Here is a 25,775-nt window from a genome sequence, read left to right on the forward strand (position 1 = left end):
CATGTCGCGATCAGGCCGTCTCTTCGAGACCGAACGGCGCGAGCGAGCCGCGCCCCGCTCTCACCAGCACGGGCTCCTCGCCCGTCAGGTCGATCACCGTCGACGGCTCGCACGGACACGCGCCGCCGTCGATCACCAGATCGAGCTGCTTTTCGAGCCTTTCGCGGATTTCCTCCGGATCGTTCAGCGGCTGCGTGTCGCCGGGCATGATCAGCGTCGAGCCGAGCAGCGGCTGGCCGAGCTCTTCGAGTATCGCAAGCGTGATCGCGTGATCCGGCACGCGCAGGCCGATCGTCTTGCGCGACGGATGCGACAGGCGGCGCGGCACTTCCTTGGTCGCCTGCAGCACGAACACATAGGGGCCGGGCGTCACCGATTTGATCAGACGGTATTGGCGGTTGTCGACGAGCGCAAAGTTCGCCAGCTCGGACAGATCGCGCACGAGCAACGACAGCAGCTGCCGCTCGTCGATGCCGCGGATGCGTCGCACGCGGTCGACGGCGTTCTTGTTGTCGAGCTGGCACGCGAGCGCGTAGCTCGAATCGGTCGGCAGCGCGACCACGCCGCCGCCTTCGATGATCTGGGCCGCCTGCTTGATCAGACGCGGCTGCGGATTGTCCGGATGAAGCCGAAAGTATTGGGACATGATGTCGGTCAGGAGGTCGGGGAACAGCGACAGCGTATCCACGCAGCGCGCGTGCCCGCGCGCCACGAGAACTCAGAGCTTACAGCCAACGTTCCCAGACTGGCTTCAGATCGGAGGGCAGCGGCGGCAGGCTGCCCAGTTCGACGCGGCCTTCACCCGCCGCATGGAAATCGGACCCGCGCGACGCTTCGAAGCCAAAGCGACGCGCGACGTCCGCGTATTCGCGGTATTGATCGGGCGTGTGGCTGCCCGTGACGACTTCGATCGCCTTGCCGCCCAGATCGATGAACTCGCCGTACAACGCGTCGAATTCGGTCGGCGTGTACGCGTAGCGGCCCGGATGCGCGATCACCGCTTCGCCGCCCGCAGCCTTGATCCACTTGATGGCGTCGGCGAGCTTCGACCAGCGATGCGCCACATACCCCGGCTTGCCTTCGCCGAGAAAACGCGAGAACACGTCCTGCGTATCCTTCGCGTAGCCCTGCTCGACCATGAAGCGCGCGAAATGCGTGCGCGAGATCATGTCGGGATTCGACACGTATTTCAGCGCCCCTTCATACGCATCGGGAATGCCGAGCGTGGCCAGTTGCTCGCCGATCGCTTCGGCGCGCGCCGCGCGGCCATTGCGCGTGCGATAGAGCCCGTCGAGCAATTCCTTGCAGGCGGGGTCGACATGCAGGCCCACGATGTGAATCGTGCGCGACGCCCAGGTGACTGAAATCTCGACGCCGTCCAGATACCGCATGCCGAGCGCCTCGGCCGCCTCCCGCGCCTCCGCCTGGCCGCCCACTTCGTCGTGATCGGTCAGCGCCCACAGCGTCACGCCGCCCGCATGCGCGCGGCGCGCAACTTCGGCGGGCGCAAACGCGCCGTCGGACACAGTGGAATGGCAATGCAAGTCGGCGTTCATCGTCGTCTGGATAAGCTGAACATCTCATTCTACTGCAACGCAGTAAGCAAACGCAGAGGAATCAGCGGCCCGATCCGCGACACGCGCTATGCGCAGAAGCCTTCGATCAGCGCGGCGACCTGCTCGGGCTGGTCGTGATGCACCATGTGGCCCGCTTCGTCGATGAACGCTTCGCGCCAGTCGGCAAACGCGCTGAAACGCGCCTTGAATTCATCGAGCGGAATGTTGCCCGCCAGCATCGCGAGCGTCGGCGATGCCGTCGCTTCGACGTGCAGCACCTTGGCGCTCACGTTCGCCCAGACGGCCATCACTTCGTCGAGCCGGTACAGCATCGGCCCACGGATCTTGTGCGCGGGATCGGCGAGCAGCACGTAGCCGCCCTTGCCATCCGGCTTCGACCAGTGCTGCGCGAGAAAGCGCGCGCGCCGCGGTTCCAGCCGCGCGTTGGTCTTGATGAGACGCGCGGCGACATCGTCGAGCGTCGCGTACGGGCGCAGCGACGGCGGCTCGCGCAATTCGTCAAGCCACGACGCGAGACGGCGCGGCAGTTGCGACGGCTTCGACGGCGCGAGCCCGAACCCTTCCAGATCGACCACGCGCCGCACCCGCTCCGGCCGCACGCCCGCATACAGACAGACGACGTTCGCGCCCATGCTGTGCCCGACGAGGTTCACTTCACCCGTCGGCGCGTAGTGATCGAGCAGCGCGTCGACGTCGGCCAGATACTCCTGAAACCAGTAATGGCCGCCGCCCTTCTCCGCGACAGGCCAGTCAGACAGCCCGAAACCGCGCGCGTCGGGCGCGATCACCTGCCAGTCGCCGGCAAGCGCATCGACGACGAACTGAAACGATGCGGCGACATCCATCCAGCCATGCAGCATGAAGAGCGTCGGCGCGTCGGGATTGCCCCAGCGGCGCACGTGCAGGCGCACGCCGCGCACTGTGACGAATTCGGAAACGGAGGGATTCAAAGGACGGTCCATGGCACGGCTTGAAAAGAATGATCGTTCGATTATATCGAGATAGCTATGCCGCCGCGCATGAGCGAGTGGAAGTCCGCCTCAGTCGCTCAGTCGTCGGCGCGCTGCTGCACGTCGAGGCCGGCCAGCGCCGCCAGCTCCTCCTCTTCAAAGCCCGCGCTGCGCCGCGCTTCGAAATTGAAAGGCCCGCGCAGCTTCGGCGCCCGATATGCATCGGACAGATGCAGATAGGTCCGATGCGCATCGACGCCCGCCTCGTCGCAAAGATGTCGGAACCAGCGGTTGCCGATCAGCACATGGCCGATTTCGTCGCGCAGGATCACGTCCAGAATTGCCGCCGACGCATGATCGCCGGCCTGTAGCAGCCGCGCGCGGATCGGCGGCGACGCATCGAGCCCGCGCGCCTCCAGCGTGCGCGGCACGAGCGCCATGCGGGCGAGCACATCGCCGCGCGTGCGCTCGCACATGTCCCACAGGCCGTCGTGCGCCGGAAAGTCGCCGTACGCGTGGCCGAACTCCGCAAGCCTCGCGGACAGCAGCGAAAAGTGATGCGCTTCCTCCGATGCGACCTTCATCCAGTCGATGTAGAACGCTTCCGGCATGCCACTGAAGCGCCACACGGCGTCGAGCGCCAGATTGATCGCGTTGAACTCGATATGCGCGAGCGCATGCAGCAACACCGCGCGCCCTTCCGGCGACTGCATGCTGCGCCGGCCGAGCCTGCGCGGCTCGACGAGTTCGGGACGCACGGGGCGCCCAGGCAGCCCGGCAGGCTCATCCAGCACCCGTCCCGGCGACACCGATGCCGTACCGTCCTGCACGCGCGCATAGAGAGCCTGAGCCGCTGCGGCCTTCGTCGCGGGCACGCGCTCGCCCAGCACGGCCAGCGCTTCGGTGCGGGCACAAATCGGGGCATCAGAACGAGGGGACTCGGGAGAATGCATGATGCGTTACTGGGCGATACGTGAAAGGGAAACCCGCGATGCTGCCAAAGGCCCGGAGCACACGGGCTGGAGGCGGGCTTATTGCACAACCGTTTACAATACGCGATCCGACCATGCAGCGCGGGATGCCGCCATCCCGCGCAACGTGCCGCGCCGGCCGCCGATGAGCGGCGGCAAGGCGTCCGACCACCGAGGAGACACTGTGGCAATCTACAAGCTGGGCGACGCCGCCCCGACCATTCACGAGAGCGTGTTCGTCGCGGACACGGCAACCATCATCGGCAAAGTGACGGTCGAAGAAAACGCCAGCGTCTGGTTCGGCGCTTCGATCCGCGGCGACAACGAGCCGATCACCGTCGGCACGGGCACCAACATTCAGGAAGGCGCCGTGCTGCACGCCGATCCAGGCTTTCCGCTGACGCTCGAAGCGAACGTGACAGTCGGCCATCAGGCGATGTTGCACGGTTGCACCGTCAAGGAAGGCGCGTTGATCGGCATCCAGGCTGTGGTCTTGAATGGAGCGGTCATCGGCCGCAATTGTCTGGTCGGAGCGGGTGCCGTCGTTACCGAGGGCAAGGTTTTTCCCGACAACTCTCTGATTCTCGGTGCGCCCGCAAAGGTCGTCCGAGAATTGACTGAAGCAGATATCAAAGGCCTGCAGCGCGTCGCCGATAATTACGTCGAGCGCAGGGACTATTTCAAGGCGCAACTCGTCCGCATCGGCTAAGGCCGGCGGCACGACGCGTCAAGCGCGGCCTTCCCGCCGCGCGGTTCGATCGAGGAAAAGTTGTGAGTGATCAGTTGCAAAAATTCATGTTCAGCGCGGCGCCCGTTCGCGGCGAGATCGTTTCGCTGGCCAATACGTGGCAGGAAGTGCTGACGCGCAGGAGCTATCCCGCGCCCGTGCGGAACATGCTCGGCGAGATGATGGCCGCGTGCGCGCTGCTGTCGGCGAATCTGAAATTCGACGGCACGCTGATCATGCAGATCTTCGGCGACGGTCCCGTGAAGATGCTCGTCGTGCAATGCAACTCGGACCTGTCGATGCGCGCGACCGCGAAGTTCGCCGGCGACGCCGCACACACGATCACCGACGATCTCGCGCTCGTCGATCTCGTCAACGCGGGCGGCCATGGCCGCTGCGTGATCACGCTCGACCCGACGAGCAAGGTGCCCGGCCAGCAGCCGTATCAGGGCATCGTGCCGCTGTCGGGCGAGGATGGGCCGTTGAAGTCGATGGCGGAAGTCCTCGAGCACTACATGCACCACTCGGAGCAGCTCGATACGCGTCTGTGGCTCGCGGCGAACGACCAGCGCGCGGTCGGCATGCTGCTGCAGAAGCTGCCTGGCGACGGCGGCATCGTCCCGCATCCGAGCGAAATCGACGCCGATACGTGGAATCGTCTCTGTACGCTCGGCGGCACGCTGTCGACGGATGAACTGCTGAGCGAAGAACCGACCACGCTGTTCCGGCGCCTGTTCTGGCAGGAGAACGTCCAGCATTTCGAGCCGGCGAGAACGCGCTTCGAATGCACGTGCTCGCGCGAAAAAGTCGGCCGCATGCTGAAGATGCTGGGGCGCGAGGAAGTGGACAGCGTGATCGAAGAGCGCGGTCACGTCGAAATTCACTGCGAGTTCTGCAATCAGCGGTATGAATTCGACCCCGTCGACGTAGCGCAACTTTTCGTCGCCGCCGGGCTCTCACAGGGTGTGGCGCCGGCCGCAGACCAGCGGCATTGAGCCGGAACAGACCGCGTCGCCGCGAGCCGCTTCCGGCGGCGGGCGGCGCGGTATCATCGGACATTGGCGGTTGCCTGATTTGCGCAAGCGCTGATAGCGGAATTGCTTAGGCATCCGATCGATGGAGGTCGAAATGAATACGCTTGCCCTGTTACGCATCGCTCGCCCATCCCGGGTGTCCGCGCTTGCGCTCGTCGCGAGCGCTGCCGCCTTGTCGGGCTGCATGATGGACCCGCCCGGTCCGTCGCCGATCTACAGCCGCTTGCCCGCCGACCAGTCGGGCATCGCGTCGACTGCGCATCCGCTCACGCCCGAAGAACGCGCGCGTTACGACGCAATCGACAAGCAGGTGATGGCCGAGCAAAACGAAGCGATGGCCGCCGATGCCGCCGCACAGGCCTGGTCGCGCTACGCCACGCCGCCCGTCACGGTCTACGGCAGCTACTCCAGCGGCGGCTGGGGGCATGGCTGGGGCACGGGCATCGGCTATGGATATGCGCCGGGTTGGGGTTGGGGCTGGTAATTCGCCCGTTGAATCGCTGCACGCATGAACACGCGCAGCCCGGCTCGTTCGATCGGCACGCACGATGAAAAACAAAAGGCGTGGTTCATGATGAACCACGCCTTTTTCGTTGCATCTGCACTGTCTTCTCGCCACACCGCGCCGGACATCAACCTGGCTTCTTCTCCTTCGCATCCTTTTTCGAGTGCTTGCGGTCCGGCTTCGCGCGCGATTCCGGATTCGGCACCACACGCAACGGCGCGCCCGTGATCTGTCCGCGCGTCGACGTATTAGATTGCGCGGCGCCCGAAGCGGACAGCGGCGCGTTCGGCGACACGAACTGCACGAACACTTCGCTGTCCTTGACCATGCCCATCTCGTAACGAGCACGCTCTTCAACGGCGGCCGAGCCGTTCTGCAAATCCTGCACTTCGCCCTGGATACGCTCGTTGCGCGTTTTCTCGTCGGCGTTCTTTTTGAGCTGCTGAGCGAGCTCCTGTTGCAGCTCGTGAACGCGCAGCCAGCCGCCATGGCCCCACCACAGCGGATATTGGATCAGCACCAGCAGGACGAGCAGAACGACGGTGACGAGCCGCATGAATTGAATTGCAGGGTGGAATACGCGTCGCCCTGCGCTGTACGCAGGGCGGCAAAGGTGAGTCAGTAGCGAAGCATAACCGTTTTAACGGTTATTGAGACAAATTGTTGACGGCAAGCGTCACTCTCGCACGTCGACGTGTCTCGAAGTGAGCCCGTCGGGCGTCGTTCAACGCAGGTTGTAGAACGCCGACTTGCCCGGGTAGCTGGCGATATCGCCGAGATCTTCCTCGATGCGCAGCAGCTGGTTGTACTTCGAGATCCGGTCGCTGCGCGACAGCGAGCCCGTCTTGATCTGACCGGCGTTCAGGCCGACTGCGATGTCCGCGATCGTCGAGTCTTCCGTTTCGCCCGAGCGGTGCGAAATCACGGCCGTGTAGCCTGCGCGCTTGGCCATTTCGATTGCCGCGAAGGTTTCCGTCAGCGTGCCGATCTGGTTGATCTTGATCAGGATCGAATTCGCGATGCCCTTCTCGATGCCTTCCTTCAGGATGCGCGTGTTCGTCACGAACAGGTCGTCGCCGACCAGCTGGATCTTCTTGCCGAGCTTGTCGGTGAGCAGCTTCCAGCCTTCCCAGTCGCCTTCGTGCATACCGTCTTCGATCGAGACGATCGGGAACTTGTCGGCGAGCGTAGCCAGGTAGTCCGTGAATTCCGCCGACGACAGTTGCAGCCCTTCGCCCGCCAGCTGGTACTTGCCGTCGTGGTAGAACTCGCTTGCCGCGCAGTCGAGCGCAAGCAGCACGTCTTCACCGGCGCGGTAGCCAGCCTTCTCGATGGCCTGCAGGATGGTCGACAGGCACTCGTCGTTGCTGCCGAAGTTCGGCGCAAAGCCGCCTTCGTCGCCGACGGCCGTGCTCATGCCGCGGTCGGACAGGATCTTCTTCAGCGCGTGGAACACTTCGGCGCCGCAGCGCAGCGCTTCGCGGAACGTCGGCTGGCTGACGGGGACGATCATGAATTCCTGGATGTCCAGGCTGTTGTTCGCGTGCGCGCCGCCGTTGACGATGTTCATCATCGGCACGGGCAACTGCATCGCGCCCGAGCCGCCGAAGTAGCGGTACAGCGGCAGGCCAGCTTCTTCAGCGGCGGCCTTCGCGACGGCCATCGAGACGGCCAGCATTGCGTTCGCGCCCAGACGCGACTTGTTGTCGGTGCCGTCCAGTTCCAGCAGCGTCTTGTCGAGGAATGCCTGCTCGGAAGCGTCGAGACCCATGATCGCTTCGGAGATTTCAGTGTTGATGTGCTCGACGGCCTTCAGCACGCCCTTGCCACTGTAGCGGCCGGCTTCGCCGTCGCGCAGTTCGATCGCTTCGCGCGAGCCCGTCGATGCGCCCGACGGAACGGCCGCGCGGCCCATCGTGCCCGATTCGAGCAGCACGTCGCATTCGACGGTGGGGTTGCCTCGCGAATCGAGAATCTCGCGACCGATGATATCTACGATAGCACTCATGGTTTCCTCTGAAATGACGATGAATTCTTAAGGTGAGACGTCCGGTTCATTTGGACTGCTCGCGTCCGGACGCGTTCGACGACCATCGGGTTGGTGCGCACGGGCCACGCCGGCTGATGGCGTAGCTCGCGCGTCCGCGCATCAGTTGAAATCGCTCTCGAGGAACGGCGTGCGCTTCACGGCCTGATCGAGCGTCATCAGCGTCTCGAGCAGGTCGGCCATGCGATGCAGCGGCACGGCATTGGGACCGTCCGACTTCGCTTCGGCCGGCCTCGGATGGGTTTCCATGAACAGACCCGCGATGCCCGTCGCGACGGCGGCGCGCGCCAGCACGGGGACGAACTCGCGCTGGCCGCCCGAACTCGTGCCCTGTCCGCCCGGCAGCTGCACCGAGTGTGTCGCGTCGAAGACGACGGGCGCGCCCGTTTCGCGCATGATCGCGAGCGAGCGCATGTCCGACACGAGGTTGTTATAGCCGAACGACACGCCGCGCTCGCACGCCATGAAGCGGTCTTCCGACAGACCGGCTTCACGCGCCGCGTCGCGCGCCTTGTCGATCACGTTCTTCATGTCGTGCGGCGCGAGAAACTGGCCCTTCTTGATATTGACGGGCTTGCCCGAACGCGCGCACGCATGGATGAAATCAGTCTGACGGCACAGGAACGCGGGCGTTTGCAGCACATCGACCACCGACGCGACCGCTCCGATTTCTTCTTCCGTGTGAACGTCGGTCAGAACGGGCACGCCCAGCTGACGCTTCACCTCGGACAGAATGCGCAAGCCCTCATCCATCCCAAGACCGCGAAACGACTTGCCGCTGCTGCGATTGGCCTTGTCGTAAGAGGACTTGTAGATGAATGGAATCTTCAGCTTCGCGCAGATTTCCTTCAGCTTGCCGGCCGTGTCGATCGTCATCTGTTCGGATTCGACGACACAGGTGCCCGCGATCAGGAAAAACGGCTTGTCGAGGCCGATTTCGAAATCACCCAGTTTCATACTTTCTCCTCGACGGCCGCTTCGCGATGCGCGCGCGCCGCTTCGACGAATGCCTTGAAGAGCGGATGACCGTCGCGCGGTGTCGACGTGAATTCAGGGTGGAACTGGACGCCGACGAACCACGGGTGCATCGAACGCGGCAGTTCCATCATTTCCGGCAGATCTTCGCTCGGGGTACGGGCGCTGATGATAAGGCCGCCGCCTTCGAGCTGAGGCACGTAGCGGTTATTGACTTCATAACGGTGACGGTGACGCTCGTTCACGTCCTTGCCGTAGATCTCTTCGGCCATCGTGCCGGGCTTGATCGGGCAGCGTTGCGAACCGAGGCGCATCGTGCCGCCCAGATCGGATTCTTCCGTACGCTTCTCAACCTTGCCTTCGCGGTCGTACCACTCGGTGATCAGCGCGACCACGCGATGCGGCGTAGCCGGGTCGAACTCCGTGCTGTTCGCATCCTTCAGGCTCACAACATCGCGCGCGAATTCGATCACCGCCAGTTGCATGCCGAGGCAGATGCCGAGGTACGGCACCTTCGCTTCGCGTGCATAGCGGATCGCCTTGATCTTGCCTTCGGTGCCGCGACGGCCGAAGCCGCCCGGCACGAGCACGGCATCCAGATGCCTGAGGCCGTCGACGCCGTTTTCTTCCAGCTCTTCCGAGTCGATGTATTCGATGTTGACCTTCGTCGACGTGTGGATCGACGCATGGCGCAGCGCTTCGATCAGCGACTTGTACGACTCCGTCAGTTCGACATACTTGCCGACCATGCCGATCGTCACTTCGCTCTTCGGGTGCTCGAGCTTCTCGACCATTTCCGACCAGATCGAAAGATCGGCCGGCTTGGCCGTCAGCTTCAGCTCTTCGCAGATCAGCTCGTCGAGGCCCTGGTCGTGCAGCATCTGCGGAATCTTGTAGATGCTGTCGACGTCCCACACCGAGATCACGGCGTCTTCCGGCACGTTCGAGAACATCGAGATCTTCGCGCGCTCGTCGTCGGGAATGCGGCGGTCGGCGCGGCACAGCAGCACGTTCGGATAGATACCGATTTCGCGCAGCTTTTGCACGCTGTGCTGCGTGGGCTTGGTTTTCAGTTCGCCCGCGGTGGCGATGAACGGAACCAGTGTGAGGTGCACGAAGCATGCGCTGTTGCGGCCGAGGCGCAGGCTCATCTGACGCGCGGCTTCGAGGAACGGCAGCGATTCGATGTCGCCGACGGTGCCGCCCACTTCGACGATCGCGACATCCGGCTCGCCGCACGTCGCTGATGCCGCGCCGCGCTCGACGAAAGCCTGGATTTCGTTCGTGATGTGGGGGATGACCTGAACCGTCTTGCCGAGATAGTCACCGCGGCGTTCCTTGCGGATCACCGATTCGTAGATCTGGCCCGTCGTGAAGTTATTGGCCTTGCGCATCTTCGTGCTGATGAAGCGCTCGTAGTGGCCGAGGTCGAGGTCCGTCTCAGCGCCGTCTTCCGTCACGAACACTTCGCCGTGCTGAAACGGGCTCATCGTGCCGGGGTCGACGTTGATGTAGGGATCTAGCTTGAGGAGGGTGACTTTCAGACCGCGCGATTCGAGGATCGCGGCGAGGGAAGCGGCGGCAATACCCTTGCCGAGGGAAGAAACTACGCCGCCGGTGACGAAAACATATTTGGTCATCGCTGGATGCTCGCGGGAAAAACGGATTATACCCGAACGTGCCGTTTCAGCCCAGTCTGAGGCGGCTCCCTCGCGCCGATCGAACGTGCTTTTTGACGCACCCGTAGCCTCATTCTCGATATTCGGATTTGGACTTTGCGTTTCACCCGCTTTATGGTTTTTCTTGCCTTTTTCGTGAGCTTGCCGCGCGGTGTTTCAGCCACTCTCAACAACCGTCAGCAACGTGCAGCCGCCCTCAGTCCAGCTCGCGAAGCAGCCGCTGCACGGCCCGCGCCGTCTCCAGCGGCCGCTCCATCGGGAAGAGATGACTCCCTTCGATCCACTCGAAATGCTCGCCAGCCAGCCGCCGCGTCGCCTGCAGACCGGCCTGCCGCACTTCCACCGAGCGCGTCCCGGCCACGAACCCGAAGGGCACGGGCGTGCCCCGCGCGAGGCGGCTTCCGCAGGTGTGCGGCAGTGTCCGATAGATCAGGTATTCCGTCTGCCGGTCGAAGGCCAGCTCGCGCGTGCCGTCCACGGACACCTGCGGAATGCCGAACTCGATGTAGTCCGATAGCACCCGCTCGTCCCACCGCGCGAACGCGGGCTTCGCGTGAAAGTGGCGCCACGCTTCGTCGCGGCTCGCCCAGCGCGTGCGCCGCGTGCGTGTCGCTGCGGCCGGCGACAGCCTTTCGTCGAGCCCCGTCCACTGCGACACGCGCAGCATGCTGGCCTGCCAACCCGCGATCACGGGCGAATCGAGCATCACCACGCCGCGCACCCACTGCGGCTTTTTCAACGCCGCCATCAACGACAGATAACCGCCCAGAGAATGTCCGACCAGCCACACAGGATTCTCATAAGAACGCTCGATGTCATCCAGCAACTCTTCGACGAGATGCGGCCAGTCGCGCGTCACCGGATAGCGCGCGTCGTGTCCTATCCGCTCGATGAAACGCAAGTCGTAGTCGTCTGCCAGTTCCGCGAAGATCGTCCTATACGTGGACGCCGGAAACCCGTTTGCATGCGAGAAATGGATGATGTTCTTCAAGCGCTGCCGCCTCCGCTTCAGTTCGTTCTAGTTCGTTCTCAATCGCGCTGTCATGGGTCGGTCGTCGTATCCATCCAGTACCGGCGATGCGTCTGCCGATAGCGCTCCAGCGACAACGTCGCGCCGTTCGCCTCGATGCGCGCGGCACCGTCGTCGTCGCTGCGCGAAAGCTCGATGCGTCGCGCGCGATACCGCTCGTAGACGCCTGGCTGAGGATGATGAAACCGGTTGCGATAGCCTACCTGAAATACCGCGATGGACGGCTCGACGGAGTCGAGGAACGGCTCGGTAGACGAAGTCCTGCTGCCGTGATGCGGCACGAGCAGAATCTGCGCGCGCAACGCCGCGCGGTCGCGCGCGAGCAGCGTGCGTTCGACGGGCGCTTCGATGTCCGCGGCCAGCAAGGCTGTCATCGGCATTCTTGCGGCGCCGGGCGTTCGAACGCGCGCGCCGTCATGAAGCGCGCCGGGTGCGCTCACGCGCAGCACGCAGCAATGCGCGTTCGGCTTGCCCTGCAAAGGTCCCGGATCGGGCCACAGTATCGCGAAGTCGACGCCGTCCCATTGCCACTTCTGGCCCGCCGCGCAGCGCACGGTTTGCGCCCCCGTCTGGCGAGCCTGAATCCATAGCGGACTCTCCGGCGCGAGACCGGCAAGCAGTTGCCGCACTTTGATTGCGTCGAGTACGGCAGGCGCGCCGCCCGAGTGATCGGAGTCCGCGTGGCTGACGATCAGCGCATCGAGCGTCGAAATGCCCGCCGACTGCAGATACGGCACGACGACGCGCTCACCTGCATGCGTCGATTCGGGACCGGGGCCGGCGTCGAAAAGCAGCGTGTGACGCGCCGTTTCGACGACGATCGACGAGCCCTGGCCGATATCGAGTGCCGTCAGGCGGAAGGCTCCGTCGGCGGGCGCGGACGACGCGGGCGCGAGCAGCGGCAGCCACGCGAGCGGCGCGGCCCAGCGCAACGGCCAACCAGAAGGCGCGAGACACCACGCGACGCCGACGGCCGCCGACGCCATCGCCCACGCGCCCGGCTGCGGCAATTGCCAGATCGTCCACGCGGGCCCCGACAACATCTGCAACGCGCTCGCGAGCCATTCGAGCAACCGATGCGCGAAGCGAAACGCGAATGCATCGAGCGGCGCCGGCAACGCAACGCCCGCGATCACAGCCGGCGTCACGAAGGCGCTGACCCAGGGAATCGCAAACGCATTCGCGACGGGGCCGATCAACGGAATCTGCGAGAAGAACGCGACCGTCAATGGTGCGAGCGCGACCGTCACCGCGAATTGCACGCGCGCGCCGCTGCGTATCCGTTCCACTGTTGCGGTAAGCCACGAGCGCAACGTGTCCGCGCAACGCAAAGCAATCGAACGCTTGCGCGCTTCGTCCTGCTGCGGATCAGGCGAATCGTTTCGAACGACTCGCGTCCGTGAGGAGATCGCGAACAGAATCGCGCCGACCGCGCAGAACGACAGCCAGAATCCCACCGATACCGCTGCCCACGGATCGACGAGCAGCACGAGTCCGAGCGCCCACGCGAGCACCATGGAAGGCGCAGCGCGCCTTCCGCCGACATAGGCGAGCGCAACGATGCACGCCATCCATAGCGAGCGCTGAGCCGGCACATTGAAGCCCGCGAGCGCCGCGTGAAATGCGGCGAACACGGCTCCGCTCGCAATGGCCACTTTCTGCGCGGGCACTATGAGAGGCCAGCTTCGCCCGATGAAAAACGAGCGGCGCCATAACGCACCCATCAGCCAACCCGCAAGTCCCGCGACAAAGCCGATATGCAAGCCCGAAATCGCGACGAGGTGGCTCGTGCCCGTGCGGCGCATCAAGAGCCAATCGGCGGCGCTGACGGCATCCTGGGCGCCGATCGCAAGCGCAACGACGATGCCGTAATGCGGCGCATCGCCCAACACGGCGGCGATGCGCTCGCGAATCGCCCATCGCCAGCGATCGATCACGACACCCGCGCCGCTCGCCATGCCCCGCAGCCGCACGGCCTGCAGAGGCGCGCTCACATAACCTGTCGCCCGAACGTCGCGCGCCAGCAAGGCGGCCTCGCTATCGCGCACGCCCCAGTTCGCATTGCCATGCGGACGCTTGAGCCGCACGTTCAGGCGCCAGCGCGAGCCGGGCTCGAGCGCGGGAGGCGGCGCGTCGTCGGCGATCCATGACAGTTGCAGTGTGCGGGGAAAGCGTTCGACGGGCACATCCGCCGATTCGACCGCGAAGAGAAAACGCGCGCCGTCCGCACTGCGCGTCGGCAAGCCTTTGATCGATCCGCTCACGAGGATGTCGCGTCCTTCCCAAGCATGCGGCAGCTCGAACGCGAGGCGCGTCTGCGCGCGCCACGACGCGTAGCCGAAGCCGATGCATCCGGCAGCGCAAAACACCGCGCACCAGCCCGCACGGATGGTCCACGCGCCGCCGCGTCGAAAGCAAGTGCACGCGATAACAATCAGCACGACGGCGACAAGGCAAAGCCTCAGCAACCCGAGCCACTCCGGCAGCGACGCCTGCTGCTGCAACCACACGACGCCCAACGCAAATCCGCACCACACTGCCCGCATGCCACCTCCACACCTGATGCTCGCACGACTCTTTCATCAGGAAGCCGAACTATCTTCGGCGACAACGCCCGACGCGAGCCAAACAGTGATTATGCAGAGTAAAGCGCGAGCCGAGGCAATGCGGCGTGCGCATTAGCCGTTGTGCCTATGGCAAGCTCGCTTTTGTCGATGCCGCGCTGCTCGGCGAGGATCGCGCCGATCGCCGGAATCTGGTCCGGCGTGTTGCGCTGCCGGTAGAGCCATGCGGGCGCGATATCGGGCGCGTCGGTTTCGACGACCAGCGCGTCGAGCGGCAATTGCGCCGCGAGCCGGCGAATCTGCAACGCACGCTCGAACGTCACGTTGCCGCCGAAACCGAGATGCATGCCGTGATCGATGAACGCCTGCGCCTGCTGGAAGCTGCCGTTGAACGCATGCGCGATGCCACGATGCACCTGGTTGCGCCGCAAGCCCTTCAGCACCTGATCCTGCGACTTGCGCACATGGCAGATCACGGGCAAATCGAACTCGCGCGCAAGCTTCAGCTGCTCGTTGTAGTAGAACTGCTGGGTTTCGTCGTCGAGTCCGGGCACGAAGTAGTCGAGCCCGATTTCACCCAGCCCGACGAACAGCGGATCGTCGAGACTCGCCTCGATTTCCATCCGCAGCGCGTCGAGATCGGACGGCTGCGCGTGCGGTGTAAAGAGCGGATGGATGCCGAGCGCATATGCCCCGCCCTTCACGCGATGCGCAAGTTCGCGCACCGTCGAGAAATTGCCACGCGCAATGCCTGGAATCACGATCCGGCTGACGCCCGCTTCGAGCGCCGCGTCCGCGACGGCGTCGCGGTCCGCGTCGAATTCCGAAGCGTCGAGATGACAGTGCGTATCGATCCACATGCGCGCAGCCTCGTGCCGATCGTGTCGGCCAGTGTCGAAGGGAAAACCGCCGGGCGTCAGACGGGAACAGTCGGCTCCTCGTACAGCACGCCGTCGCGCAGACGCATGGTCCGGTCGCAGCGCGCGGCCAGATCGGGATCGTGCGTGACGATCACGAAGCTGGTCGACAGCGTGTTCGACAGTTCCAGCATCAGGTTGAACACCGTATCCGCCGTGCCGCCGTCGAGATTGCCCGTCGGCTCGTCGGCGAGCACGCAGGCGGGCATCGTCACCAGCGCGCGCGCAATCGCGACGCGCTGGCGCTCGCCGCCCGACAGTTCGCCCGGACGATGCTTCGCCCGATGCGCGAGCCCCACACGCTCAAGCATGCCGAGTGCCTGCGCACGCGCGTCCTCCGTCGTCATGCGGCGGATGCGCAACGGCATCGCGACGTTGTCGAGCGCGCTGAACTCCGGCAGCAGGTGATGGAACTGATAGACGAAGCCGAGCGCGCGGTTGCGCAAATCGTTGCGCTCGCGCTCGGAGAGCTTCGTGAACGGCTTGCCCATCACTTCGACGTGGCCCGCGCTCGGGTCGTCGAGTCCGCCGAGCACGTGCAGCAGCGTGCTCTTGCCGGAACCGGACGCGCCGACGATCGCGAGCTTCTCGCCGCGTCGCACCGATAGCTCCGTGTTGTTCAACACGGGCACGTTCAGACCGCCCTGGACGAACGCTTTCGAAATGCCCGTCGCTTCGAGCACATAAGGATGCAGACCCGTCTCGTCAGTAGCCATCAGATTCTTGTTGGGACGATCATTCATAACGCAACGCCTCCGCCGGACGGACCTTGGCGCCACGCCAGCTCGGATACAGCGTCGCGAGACACGACAGCAGGAACGCGATCACGCCGATCTTGACGACATCGCCGGGAACGAGTTCGGACGGCAGTTCGCTGATGAAGTACACGGACGGCGGCAGGAATTGCACGCCGAGCACGTGCTCGATCATCGGCACGAGCCACGGAATGCTCCACGCGATCAGACAGCCGAGCGCAACGCCGATGCCCGTACCGACGAAACCGATCGTCATCCCCTGCACGACGAAGATCTTCATGATCGAGCCGGGCTGCGCGCCGAGCGTGCGGAGAATCGCGATATCGGCCTGCTTGTTCGTCACCGTCATCACCAGCGACGAGACGAGGTTGAACGCCGCCACCGCGATGATCAGCGTGAGGATGATGAACATCATGCGCTTTTCGATCTGCACCGCCGAGAACCACGTCTTGTTCTGCTGGGTCCAGTCGCGGATGTAGAGATCGCCGGACAGCGTGCGCGCCAGCTGATGCGCGACTTCCGGCGCGCGCTGCATGTCCTTGAGCCGCAGCCGCACGCCCGTCGGCGCGGGCAGACGGAACAGCGCCTGCGCGTCCTTGATGTCGATCAGCGCAAGCGTGCTGTCGTATTCGTAGTGACCGGACTCGAAGATGCCGACCACGTTGAACTGCTTCAGGCGCGGCAGCATGCCCGCCGGCGTCATCGAGCCTTCGGGCGCGACGAGCGTGATCTTGTCGCCCGCCATCACGCCGAGATTCGCCGCGAGATCCGCGCCGAGCACGATGCCGAATTCGCCGGGCTTCAGGTCGTTCAGACTGCCCGCCTTCATCTCCTTGCCGATGTCCGACACTTCCGGTTCCAGCGACGGCTCGACGCCACGCAGCGCGACGCCGCTCACGGCGTCCTGGCGCGTCAGCAGCGCCTGTGCCTCGACATAGGGCGCCGCGCCGATCACCTCCTTGTTCAGCTTCGCTTCCTTCGCGGTCAGTTGCCAGTCCGGCATCGAACCCGTCGGCGAAAAGATTTCGACGTGCGCGAGCACCGACAGCATGCGGTCGCGCACCTCCTTCTGGAAGCCGTTCATCACCGACAGCACGACGATCAGCGCGGCCACGCCGAGCGCAATGCCCGACATCGACACGAGCGCGATGAACGAAATGAAGCCGTTACCCGTGGTGCGTTTGCCGGCGCGCGTGTAGCGCCAGCCAATCTGCCATTCGTATGGAAGTTTCAAGCGAGTCCTTTTCAGCGCGCTTGCGCTGTTCTGCATGGGCACGGCCTTCGTGCGCCGCGCGGGGAATTCCCTTCGGCAAGCATGAAAGCCGTGTCGATTGGGCGCGAATGACGGCCGATGGTTCCAGAACGCGGCTTGCGGCCGGTTCCTGAAGCGACGCATGCGCGGTGCCGGGTTGTGCCGGGTCGTGCCCGATTGCAACGCCGCGCGCCGCGTCGCGCAATCATTGCGCGAATCGTACGCATCGACGCACAAGTCGCCGTTTCCGTTCCCCGCCATCGCGGATCAACGGGGCGAAGTTTGCCATACAATGCGCAGCATCATGAACGCCAACCGACTGCACCTCCTTCTGCCCTTCGCGCTCCCCGCCGCGGCCGATGCGTCCACCGCGCTGCATTCCCTCGACATTCCGGCTCTCGACAAACTGGTCGCCCGCGCGACGCTCGCCGAGCGCGTGATCGGCGAGGACTTCCAGCGTACGCTGCCGCACGAGCGCTGGGTCGCGCGCAGCTTCGGCGCAGTGCCCGCAGGAACGGCCGCCGCCGACGAGGCGCCGCTCGCGCCGTACATGCTGCTCGCCGATGGCGGCAACCCGGGCGACGCGACGTGGGCCTGCGTGCAGCCCGTGCACGTGCGGATCGCGCACGACCATCTGGTGCTGATCGATCCCGCGTCGCTGGAACTGACGGAGGATGACGCGCGCACGCTGCTCGGCGTCGCGCGTCCGCTGATCGAGGAGATGGGCGTGCGCATCGAAGCGCCGCAGCCGTCGCGCTGGTATCTGTCGAGCGAGGCGTTCGGCACGCTGGCGGGCGCGTCGCCGTTGCGCGCGAGCGGCCGCAACATCGAAATCTGGCTGCCGCACGAAGCGCACACGGGCGAGCGCTCGCGCGCATGGATGAAGCTGCAGAACGAAGTGCAGATGGCCTGGTTCGAGCACCCGGTGAACGAAGCGCGCGAGGCGCGCGGGCTGCCCGCCGTCAACTCGATCTGGTTCCACGCGCAGGGCGCGGCGCAGCCGGTCAAGAGCGGCTTTACGCGCGTGCTGTCGGATGCGGCGGCGACGCGCGGTCTCGCGCTCGCGGCGAAAGCGGCGATCGACGCGCCGCCAGCTTCCTTCGACGCCTGGCGCGTAAATGGCGCCAACGGCAGCGCGGCCGCCACGCTGATCGAACTCGATCCGTTCTCGGCGCCGTTCATCGAGCAGGACTGGGGCCGCTGGAACGACGCGTTCGCGACACTCGAGCGCGACTGGTTCGCGCCCGCGCTGAACGCGCTTCAAGCGGGGCAACTCGGCGAGCTCGGTCTCACGCTGTGCGGCGATACCGGCTCGGTGACGCTCACCATCACGCGCGGCGATCTGCGCAAATTCTGGCGGCGGCGTCTTTTCGCGTCGCTCTTTATCGAATGAACCGTTTTTCTGCGTATTTTTCTGCACCACTTCCTGGTCTTGCCGCATGACTCGAATCGTTACGCGCGCCTGCTCTCCCGCCGACGCCGAAGCCCTCATCCGCCACGGCCTGCATCCCGTCCTTGCGCGCCTGTACGCGTCGCGCGGCGTGTGCCTGCCCGATGAACTCGAAACCGGCCTCGCGCGCCTCACGCCGCCCGCGTCGCTCAAAGGCTGCGACACGGCGGCAACGCTGCTCGCCGATGCGCTCGAAGGCCAGCGCCGCATGCTCGTCGTCGCCGACTACGATTGCGACGGCGCGACGGCCTGTGCCGTCGCCGTGCGCGGCTTGCGGATGTTCGGCGCGCAGATCGACTATCTCGTGCCGAACCGCTTCGAGTACGGCTACGGCCTCACGCCGGAAATCGTCGCGCTGGCGGCGCAGCGCGCGGGCGGCAAACCCGATCTGCTGATCACCGTCGACAACGGCATCGCGAGCGTCGACGGCGTCGAAGCGGCGAACGCGCTCGGCATCGACGTGCTCGTCACCGATCACCACCTGCCCGGCGATGAACTGCCGCCCGCGCGCGCAATCGTCAATCCGAACCAGCCGGGCTGCACGTTTCCAAGCAAGTGCATGGCGGGCGTAGGCGTGATGTTCTATGTGCTGCTCGCGCTGCGCGCGGAGCTGCGCCGGCGTGGCGCGTTCGGCGACGCGCGCCCGGAGCCGCGCCTCGACGGACTACTCGATCTCGTCGCGCTCGGCACGGTCGCGGACGTCGTCAAGCTCGACGGCAACAATCGCGTGCTGGTCGCGCAAGGCTTGCAGCGCATCCGCAACGGACGCATGCAGCCGGGCATCGCCGCCCTCTTTCGCGCGGCGGGCCGCGATGCGCGCAGCGCGTCGGGCTTCGATCTCGGTTTCGCGCTCGGGCCGCGTCTGAATGCGGCGGGACGGCTGTCGGACATGTCGCTGGGCATCGAATGCCTGACCACGGACGACGTCGGACGCGCATGGGAACTCGCGCAGCAGCTCGACGCGATGAACCGCGAACGGCGCGAAATCGAAGCGGGCATGCAGCAGCAGGCGCTCGACGATCTGTCGACGGTCGATCCCGCCGGCTCGACGACGATCACGCTCTTCAATCAGGCCTGGCACCAGGGCGTGATCGGCATCGTCGCGGGGCGGCTGAAGGAAAGATTCCACCGGCCGTCGTTCACGTTCGCGCCCGCCGACGACAGTGGCGCGACCGTCAAAGGCTCGGGCCGCTCGATTCCGGGCTTCCATCTGCGCGACGCGCTCGATCTCGTCTCGAAGCGCGAGCCGGGGCTGATCCTCAAGTTCGGCGGCCACGCGATGGCGGCGGGCCTGACGATCGCGGCAATGGACGTCCCGCGCTTCACGGCGGCCTTCGAGCAGGTCGGCCGCGAATGGCTGACGGAAGAAGTGCTCGCGCGCACGGTCGAGACGGACGGCGATCTCGAAGATGCGTATTTCACGCCGCAATTCGTCGAGATGCTCGATGCAGCCGTCTGGGGACAGGGCTTTCCGGCGCCCGTTTTCTCGGGCGAGTTCGATGTGATGTCGCAGGCGCTGGTGAAGGACAAGCACCTGAAGCTGCAACTGATGCGCGGCCGCCAGCGCTTTAGCGCGATCTGGTTCAACCATACGCAGCCGCTGCCTGCGAGGACGACGGTCGCCTATCGGCTATCGGCGGATACGTGGAATCGGGTATCGCGGGTGCAGTTGATCGTCGAGCACGCGGTGTTGTAGGCCGGGGGCGCCCGGCCGCCCGGCGCCTTGATCCGTTATAATTTTGGTTTTTGGTTGCGGCGCTGTTTGGTGCTGTTTTTTTAGCCTGCGGCCGGCATCCGCGATGCACTGGTTTGCTTCGCCCTTCGCTGGCATCCGCGATGCGCCTCGCGGCGCAGGCGTTGCCCCTGTGCGGGGCGGCACCTACTTTTCTTTGCCGCCGCAAAGAAAAGTAGGCAAAAGAAAGCGGGCTAACACCGCCCGCGCTTGACGATTACCCACGGGCTCTCAACGTCCCCACGCTTCGCACACCAGTGTGCTGGCTTATGTAGTTGCCAACGTGCCGGCTAAACGCCTCACCCGCTTCATACACGCGTGACACGGCTAGGGGCATCGAATGTTTCAGCGGCGCATGTCGGTAGTGAACATGCGTTGTTGTGGTGTACGGGGGAACGTTCTCGCCTGCAGCTGCATCGCATAGCGAAGGTTTCCTGTGTGGCGCGAATGCCTACACAGTTTGCCGCAAGGGGGCGCTGGAACATTCGATGTCGCGGGCCGCAACGCGGGTGTGTGATGGGGGTGAGGCATTTGATAGTTCGCTGGCAACGAAGGCGAACCAGCAAGTTGCCGCGCGAATTGTGGGGACGTTGAGAGCCCGTGGGTAGTGGTCAAGCGCTGGCGGTGTGAGCGGCTTTCTTTTGCCTACTTTTCTTTGCCGCTGCAAAGAAAAGCAGGTGCCGCCCCGCACAGGGGCAACGCCCGCGCCGCGAGGCGCATCGCGGATGCCGGCGAAGGGCAAAGCAAGGCCAACCGCATCGCGGATGCCAGCGAAAAGGCAAAAAAACCAAACAGCGTCGCAGACAAAAAACCCTTATTCATTACTAGTGGATCGACATGGAAGCGGAACGTCTCAACGCGATCGAAGCCTCTCTGGCCGACCTGCGCACGCGCGCAGGCGAGCTACGGGGGTATCTTTGACTACGATGCCAAGGCAGTGCGGCTGATCGAAGTCAACAAGGAACTCGAAGACCCGAACGTCTGGAACGACTCGCAGCACGCGCAGGCGCTCGGCAAGGAAAAGAAGCTGCTCGAAGGCGTCGTCGAGGTGCTGGGCGCGCTCGATAACGACCTGCGCGACACGAAGGATCTCTTCGACATGGCGCGCGAGGAAAACGACGAGGACACGCTCGTCGCGTGCGCAGAAGACGCCACGAAACTGACGGCGCGCATCGAAGACATGGAGTTCCGCCGGATGTTCTCGAATCCGGCCGACCCGAACAACGCGTTCATCGACATCCAGGCAGGCGCCGGCGGCACGGAAGCGTGCGACTGGGCGTCGATGCTGCTGCGCCAGTATCTGCGCTACTGCGAACGCAAGGGCTTCAAGGCCGAAGTGCTCGAAGAATCGGAAGGCGACGTCGCGGGCATCAAGAGCGCGACGATCAAGGTCGAAGGCGAATACGCATACGGCTTCCTGCGCACCGAAACAGGCATTCACCGCCTCGTGCGCAAATCGCCGTTCGACTCGTCGGGCGGCCGTCACACGTCGTTCTCGTCGGTGTTCGTGTATCCGGAAATCGACGAGTCGTTTGAGATCGAAGTCAATCCGGCCGATCTGCGCATCGACACGTACCGCGCTTCGGGCGCAGGCGGTCAGCACATCAACAAGACCGACTCCGCCGTGCGTATCACGCACATCCCGTCGGGCATCGTCGTGCAGTGCCAGAACGACCGCTCGCAGCACCGCAACCGCGCCGAAGCGATGGCGATGCTGAAGTCGCGCCTGTACGAAGCCGAAATGCGCAAGCGTCAGTCGGAGCAGGACAAGCTCGAAGCGGGCAAGTCGGACGTGGGCTGGGGCCACCAGATCCGTTCGTACGTGCTCGACAACAGCCGCATCAAGGATCTGCGCACCAACGTCGAAATCAGCAACACGAAGAGCGTGCTCGACGGCGATCTCGACGCGTTCATCAGCGCGAGCCTGAAACAGGGCATCTGAGCGCAACGGGCGCGGCGCATTCCGCCGCGCCGTATTTTTGACCGCCTGTGCGCCCACGCCGTGAAGGCGCGCGCGAGGCACCGAACACCGACCATCATCACCATGACCGAACCGACCCAGCCGAATGCGGCCCCGCTGAACGCTGTCGCCGAGTTGGACGACAACCAGATCATCGCCGAGCGCCGCGAAAAGCTGCGCGCGCTGCGCGAGCAAGGCGTCGCCTATCCGAACGACTTCCGTCCGACCCACCATGCCGCCGATCTGCAATCCAGATTCGCGGACACCGACAAGGACGCGCTCGAAGCGCAGGCGCTGCAAGTCGCGCTGGCCGGCCGCATGATGCTCAAGCGCGTGATGGGCAAGGCGAGCTTCGCGACGGTGCGGGACGGTTCGGGCCAGATCCAGTTCTTCATCACGCCCGCCGACGTCGGCGAGGCGACATACGAGGCGTTCAAGAAGTGGGACCTGGGCGACATCGTCGCGGCGAAGGGCGTGCTGTTCCGCACGAACAAGGGCGAGCTGTCCGTGCGCTGCACGGAACTGCGTCTGCTGTCGAAGGCGCTGCGTCCGCTGCCCGACAAGTTCCACGGTCTCGCCGACCAGGAAATGCGCTATCGCCAGCGCTATGTCGATCTGATCGTCACGCCGGAAGCGCGCAAGACGTTCGTCGCCCGCACGAAGGCGGTGTCGTCGATCCGCAAGTTCATGGCCGACGCGAACTTCATGGAAGTCGAAACGCCGATGCTGCACCCGATTCCGGGCGGCGCGGCGGCGAAGCCGTTCGTCACGCATCACAACGCGCTCGACATGCAGATGTTCCTGCGCATCGCGCCCGAGCTGTATCTGAAGCGGCTGGTGGTCGGCGGCTTCGAGCGCGTGTTCGAGATCAACCGGAATTTCCGTAACGAGGGCGTGTCGCCGCGTCACAATCCGGAATTCACGATGATGGAGTTCTACGCCGCTTATACGGACTACAAGTGGCTGATGGACTTCACCGAGCAGCTGATCCGCCAGGCCGCCGTCGATGCGCTCGGCACCGCGACGATCGCGTATCAGGGCCGCGAGCTGGACCTGTCGAAGCCGTTCCATCGGCTGACGATCACGCAGGCGATCCAGAAGTACGCGCCGCAGTACACGGATGCGCAACTGACGGACGGCGCGTTCCTGCGCACTGAACTGAAGAAGTTTGGCGTCGACACGACGCAGCCGCAATTCCTCAATGCCGGCACGGGCTCGCTGCAACTGGCGCTCTTCGAGGAAACGGCGGAATCGCAGCTGTGGGAGCCGACGTTCATCATCGATTACCCCATCGAGGTGTCGCCGCTCGCGCGCGCATCGGATAGCGTCGAAGGCATCACCGAGCGGTTCGAGCTGTTCGTCACGGGCCGCGAAATCGCCAATGGCTTCTCGGAACTGAACGATCCGGAAGACCAGGCTGCGCGCTTCAAGAAACAGGTCGACCAGAAGGACGCCGGCGACGAGGAAGCGATGTACTACGACGCCGACTATATCCGCGCGCTCGAATACGGCATGCCGCCCGCGGGTGGCTGCGGCATCGGCATCGACCGTCTGGTGATGCTGCTCACCGACAGCCCGAGCATCCGCGACGTCATTCTGTTCCCGCATCTGCGCCGCGAAGACTGACCGCGACGTTGCTTCATCTGCTGCCCGCATGGCGGCATTCGCGCACGGCTCGTTTTTTCGGACCGTGCGCGCTTCCTTCGCCTCACTGTCCTTCCACTTCTTGCCACGTTACGGGTCGTTTTTGTAACCACCGGTAAAAGCTGCGCAGTGCCAGCGCACGCCTGATTCTTCAAACCCGCCGAAACACCCGGACGATGCCAATCTAGCCGCACGGCGCGCTTCTTGCGTTTCGTGCGCGTAAATATTGCGCGCGCCTGTCGTTACAAATTGAAACCCCGGCGCGAACGGCGTGTCCGACACTTAGGGTTGAGCTTTATCGCACACCCTGATGCCTCACCCAGTCGCGAAGGGCAACTCTGTCCAGACGGAGGCCGATCACCATGAACAATCCGAACAACCCGCAAAATTCGCCGCGCCGGCTTCACCCGCTGATTGCGGTGGCAGCGGGCGCCGTCATCGTCGCCAGTCTCGCGGCCACAGCCGCTATAACGGGCCTGTTCCCGAAGGCGTCGAGCAACGGCGCGGTCAACGATCAGACGCAATCGGCTGCCGTCACGCAGCAGCAGCAACCGCTCGTCGATACCGCGCAACCGGCCCGTCTGCCCGCGCAGCAACAGCCACAAGCCGCCGCTCAGCAGCAGGCGGCTGAGCAGCAAGCCGCGCAACAGCAGGCTGCGCAACAAGCCGCACAGCAACAAGCCCAGCAGGCGCAACAGGCCGAGCAGGTCCCCCGCGCGCCAGCGCCGACGAGCCCTCAATACGCGCAGCAGCCTCAATACGCGCAGCAACCGCAGCAGCAATATGCGCCGCAACAGCCCGCGCAACCGGCCCACTGCTCGACTTGCGGGACCGTTGAGGCGATCTCGGCCGTGCGTCAGGAAGGGCATGGCACGGGCATTGGCGCTGTCGGCGGTGCGGTGGCGGGCGGTGTCGTCGGCAACCAGTTCGGCAGCGGCGGCGGCCGTACCGCGATGACGCTGCTCGGCGCGCTCGGCGGCGGACTTGCCGGCAATTCGGTCGAAAAACATCTGCGCAGCACAACCAGTTATTCAGTGCGCGTGCGCATGGAGAACGGCAAGACGCGCTACTTCACCTATCACGAGGCACCGCCGTTCCAGCAAGGCCAGCGCGTGCGCGTGCAGAACGGCACGCTGGTCGCCGGCTAGGCGAGACGATCCGGCGCGCTGTATTCGCTCGCCCGATTCTCGCGCCCGCTTCGCTCGCACCATTCGCGCGCCGCATACGAAAAAGGCGACTCACACGTGAGTCGCCTTTTCTTTCGCCGCGCCTGATACGGCAAGCAACAGTCGGAACGCTTTCAGTAATCCGCGTCCTCGATCCATGCCGCCTGAATCGCTTCGAGGATCTTTTCGCTCGAGCGGTTCGGATCGTCGTCGAAGCCGTCCAGCGCCATCACCCAGCGGTGAAGGTCGGTGAAGCGCACCTGTTGCGGGTCGATTTCCGGATGCTTGTCCGTCAAGGCCATCGCGATGTCTTGCGTATCGGTCCACTTCATGGCTGCATGCTCCTGTTAGTGATTTTCCTTCGCGTGGTTGATCGAATAACGCGGGATCTCGACGACGAGATCGTCGTCCTCGGGCATGAGCGCCTGGCACGACAACCGCGATTCGCGCTCGAGACCCCATGCCTTGTCGAGCAGATCGTCCTCGTCTTCTTCCGACGGTTCCAGCGCGTTGAAGCCCTCACGCACGATCACGTGACACGTCGTGCATGCGCAGGACTTCTCGCACGCATGCTCGATCTCGATGCCATTATCGAGCAGGTTGTCGCAGACGCTCTTGCCCGGCACGGCGTCGATGACCGCGCCGTCCGGACACAGTTCGACGTGAGGCAGCACAACGATTTGAGGCATACAAATTCCGTTTGGTCTGTGGGGCACGGACGCCGCCCTTCAGGCACCGTACCATTTTACTGATCGCGCGGCCGTTTTTGGCACGCGCTGCGTGATTCTCCGGCGACGCATGAATCGCGTTTTCACACTGCATCGCCGTCATTGCGCCAGG

Annotated in this window: 24 protein-coding genes; 8 read left to right on the top strand and 16 right to left on the bottom strand. The window is 64.5% G+C overall.

Features of this window, described 5'->3' with window-relative positions:
• Positions 1 to 10: 10 nt before the first annotated feature.
• From VSR68_RS17420 to VSR68_RS17435, 4 genes are all read right to left on the bottom strand, one after another.
• Complete coding sequence (locus tag VSR68_RS17420; RefSeq protein WP_342941082.1) at positions 11 to 646, bottom strand: L-threonylcarbamoyladenylate synthase; 636 nt, start codon at positions 644 to 646, stop codon at positions 11 to 13.
• A 79-nt stretch (positions 647 to 725) separates the two neighbouring features.
• Positions 726 to 1,556, bottom strand: coding sequence for a 3',5'-nucleoside bisphosphate phosphatase (locus tag VSR68_RS17425; RefSeq protein ID WP_342941022.1), 831 nt, complete (start codon positions 1,554 to 1,556; stop codon positions 726 to 728).
• An 86-nt stretch (positions 1,557 to 1,642) separates the two neighbouring features.
• Positions 1,643 to 2,539 carry an alpha/beta fold hydrolase gene (locus VSR68_RS17430; RefSeq protein WP_342941023.1) on the bottom strand — a complete coding sequence of 299 codons (897 nt, stop codon included), beginning with the start codon at positions 2,537 to 2,539 and terminating at the stop codon, positions 1,643 to 1,645.
• Between the two features lie 86 nt (positions 2,540 to 2,625).
• Positions 2,626 to 3,480 carry a ferritin-like domain-containing protein gene (locus VSR68_RS17435; protein WP_342941024.1) on the bottom strand — a complete coding sequence of 285 codons (855 nt, stop codon included), beginning with the start codon at positions 3,478 to 3,480 and terminating at the stop codon, positions 2,626 to 2,628.
• Positions 3,481 to 3,682: 202 nt separating this feature from the next.
• Between VSR68_RS17435 and VSR68_RS17440 the strand changes: the two genes are divergently transcribed.
• The 3 genes from VSR68_RS17440 (at position 3,683) to VSR68_RS17450 (ending at position 5,743) form a co-directional block, all read left to right on the top strand.
• Positions 3,683 to 4,207, top strand: coding sequence for a gamma carbonic anhydrase family protein (locus VSR68_RS17440; protein WP_321574278.1), 525 nt, complete (start codon positions 3,683 to 3,685; stop codon positions 4,205 to 4,207).
• Between the two features lie 62 nt (positions 4,208 to 4,269).
• Positions 4,270 to 5,220, top strand: a complete 951-nt coding sequence (gene hslO / locus VSR68_RS17445) for an Hsp33 family molecular chaperone HslO (protein ID WP_342941025.1) — start codon at positions 4,270 to 4,272, stop codon at positions 5,218 to 5,220.
• 133 nt (positions 5,221 to 5,353) lie between these two features.
• Entirely contained in the window at positions 5,354 to 5,743 is a 390-nt protein-coding gene (locus VSR68_RS17450) for a hypothetical protein (RefSeq protein WP_342941026.1), read from the top strand.
• A 148-nt stretch (positions 5,744 to 5,891) separates the two neighbouring features.
• Here VSR68_RS17450 and ftsB read toward each other — a convergent pair whose 3' ends face one another.
• The 9 genes from ftsB to VSR68_RS17495 all read right to left on the bottom strand — a co-directional run bounded on the left by ftsB (position 5,892) and on the right by VSR68_RS17495 (position 16,965).
• A complete protein-coding gene (ftsB, locus tag VSR68_RS17455) occupies positions 5,892 to 6,320 on the bottom strand; it encodes a cell division protein FtsB (RefSeq protein ID WP_342941027.1) in 429 nt (142 codons plus the stop codon).
• A gap of 168 nt (positions 6,321 to 6,488) precedes the next feature.
• Entirely contained in the window at positions 6,489 to 7,772 is a 1,284-nt protein-coding gene (gene eno / locus VSR68_RS17460; RefSeq protein ID WP_342936580.1) for a phosphopyruvate hydratase, read from the bottom strand.
• 141 nt (positions 7,773 to 7,913) lie between these two features.
• On the bottom strand, positions 7,914 to 8,768 hold the full coding sequence (gene kdsA, locus VSR68_RS17465) for a 3-deoxy-8-phosphooctulonate synthase (protein WP_342941028.1): 855 nt from the start codon (positions 8,766 to 8,768) through the stop codon (positions 7,914 to 7,916).
• Positions 8,765 to 10,426, bottom strand: a complete 1,662-nt coding sequence (locus VSR68_RS17470) for a CTP synthase (RefSeq protein WP_342941029.1) — start codon at positions 10,424 to 10,426, stop codon at positions 8,765 to 8,767. Before VSR68_RS17470 ends, kdsA begins: the two co-directional genes overlap by 4 nt.
• A gap of 235 nt (positions 10,427 to 10,661) precedes the next feature.
• Positions 10,662 to 11,456, bottom strand: coding sequence for an alpha/beta hydrolase (locus VSR68_RS17475; RefSeq protein WP_342941030.1), 795 nt, complete (start codon positions 11,454 to 11,456; stop codon positions 10,662 to 10,664).
• Positions 11,457 to 11,506: 50 nt separating this feature from the next.
• Positions 11,507 to 14,041: a DNA internalization-related competence protein ComEC/Rec2 gene (locus tag VSR68_RS17480; protein ID WP_342941031.1), complete on the bottom strand. Its 2,535-nt coding sequence runs from the start codon at positions 14,039 to 14,041 to the stop codon at positions 11,507 to 11,509.
• 89 nt (positions 14,042 to 14,130) lie between these two features.
• Positions 14,131 to 14,919 (bottom strand): TatD family hydrolase, encoded by a 789-nt coding sequence (locus VSR68_RS17485; protein WP_342941032.1) that lies wholly within the window; start codon positions 14,917 to 14,919, stop codon positions 14,131 to 14,133.
• 56 nt (positions 14,920 to 14,975) lie between these two features.
• Positions 14,976 to 15,719: a lipoprotein-releasing ABC transporter ATP-binding protein LolD gene (lolD, locus tag VSR68_RS17490; protein ID WP_342941033.1), complete on the bottom strand. Its 744-nt coding sequence runs from the start codon at positions 15,717 to 15,719 to the stop codon at positions 14,976 to 14,978.
• On the bottom strand, positions 15,712 to 16,965 hold the full coding sequence (locus VSR68_RS17495; protein WP_342941034.1) for a lipoprotein-releasing ABC transporter permease subunit: 1,254 nt from the start codon (positions 16,963 to 16,965) through the stop codon (positions 15,712 to 15,714). Before VSR68_RS17495 ends, lolD begins: the two co-directional genes overlap by 8 nt.
• Before the next feature lie 310 nt (positions 16,966 to 17,275).
• On the opposite strand from VSR68_RS17495, the gene VSR68_RS17500 reads away from it, so the two are divergent.
• Both VSR68_RS17500 and recJ read left to right on the top strand, forming a co-directional pair.
• On the top strand, positions 17,276 to 18,376 hold the full coding sequence (locus VSR68_RS17500; RefSeq protein ID WP_342941083.1) for a regulator: 1,101 nt from the start codon (positions 17,276 to 17,278) through the stop codon (positions 18,374 to 18,376).
• A gap of 46 nt (positions 18,377 to 18,422) precedes the next feature.
• Positions 18,423 to 20,129 carry a single-stranded-DNA-specific exonuclease RecJ gene (gene recJ, locus VSR68_RS17505; protein WP_342941035.1) on the top strand — a complete coding sequence of 569 codons (1,707 nt, stop codon included), beginning with the start codon at positions 18,423 to 18,425 and terminating at the stop codon, positions 20,127 to 20,129.
• A 681-nt stretch (positions 20,130 to 20,810) separates the two neighbouring features.
• On the opposite strand, the gene VSR68_RS17510 is transcribed toward recJ, so the two are convergent.
• The gene (locus VSR68_RS17510) at positions 20,811 to 20,987 is read right to left on the bottom strand and encodes a hypothetical protein (RefSeq protein WP_342941036.1); all 177 of its coding nucleotides are present in this window, start codon (positions 20,985 to 20,987) and stop codon (positions 20,811 to 20,813) included.
• A 15-nt stretch (positions 20,988 to 21,002) separates the two neighbouring features.
• On the opposite strand from VSR68_RS17510, the gene prfB reads away from it, so the two are divergent.
• The 3 genes from prfB to VSR68_RS17525 all read left to right on the top strand — a co-directional run bounded on the left by prfB (position 21,003) and on the right by VSR68_RS17525 (position 24,917).
• Positions 21,003 to 22,107 (top strand): peptide chain release factor 2 gene (prfB, locus tag VSR68_RS17515; protein WP_342941037.1). Its coding sequence is split into 2 segments (ribosomal slippage): positions 21,003 to 21,083 and positions 21,085 to 22,107, totalling 1,104 coding nucleotides; the frame shifts between segments, so codons are not numbered across the junction.
• 102 nt (positions 22,108 to 22,209) lie between these two features.
• Complete coding sequence (lysS, locus tag VSR68_RS17520; protein ID WP_342941038.1) at positions 22,210 to 23,751, top strand: lysine--tRNA ligase; 1,542 nt, start codon at positions 22,210 to 22,212, stop codon at positions 23,749 to 23,751.
• A 380-nt stretch (positions 23,752 to 24,131) separates the two neighbouring features.
• Positions 24,132 to 24,917: a glycine zipper 2TM domain-containing protein gene (locus VSR68_RS17525; protein ID WP_342941039.1), complete on the top strand. Its 786-nt coding sequence runs from the start codon at positions 24,132 to 24,134 to the stop codon at positions 24,915 to 24,917.
• 152 nt (positions 24,918 to 25,069) lie between these two features.
• Here the strand turns inward: VSR68_RS17525 and iscX are convergent, their stop codons facing one another.
• Together iscX and fdx are read right to left on the bottom strand one after the other, a co-directional pair.
• Positions 25,070 to 25,267, bottom strand: a complete 198-nt coding sequence (iscX, locus tag VSR68_RS17530) for a Fe-S cluster assembly protein IscX (protein ID WP_342941040.1) — start codon at positions 25,265 to 25,267, stop codon at positions 25,070 to 25,072.
• A 15-nt stretch (positions 25,268 to 25,282) separates the two neighbouring features.
• Positions 25,283 to 25,624 carry an ISC system 2Fe-2S type ferredoxin gene (gene fdx / locus VSR68_RS17535; protein ID WP_342941041.1) on the bottom strand — a complete coding sequence of 114 codons (342 nt, stop codon included), beginning with the start codon at positions 25,622 to 25,624 and terminating at the stop codon, positions 25,283 to 25,285.
• Positions 25,625 to 25,775 lie beyond the last annotated feature (151 nt).

This window comes from Paraburkholderia phymatum, from assembly GCF_038900715.1.
GTDB classification, from domain to species: domain Bacteria; phylum Pseudomonadota; class Gammaproteobacteria; order Burkholderiales; family Burkholderiaceae; genus Paraburkholderia; species Paraburkholderia phymatum_A.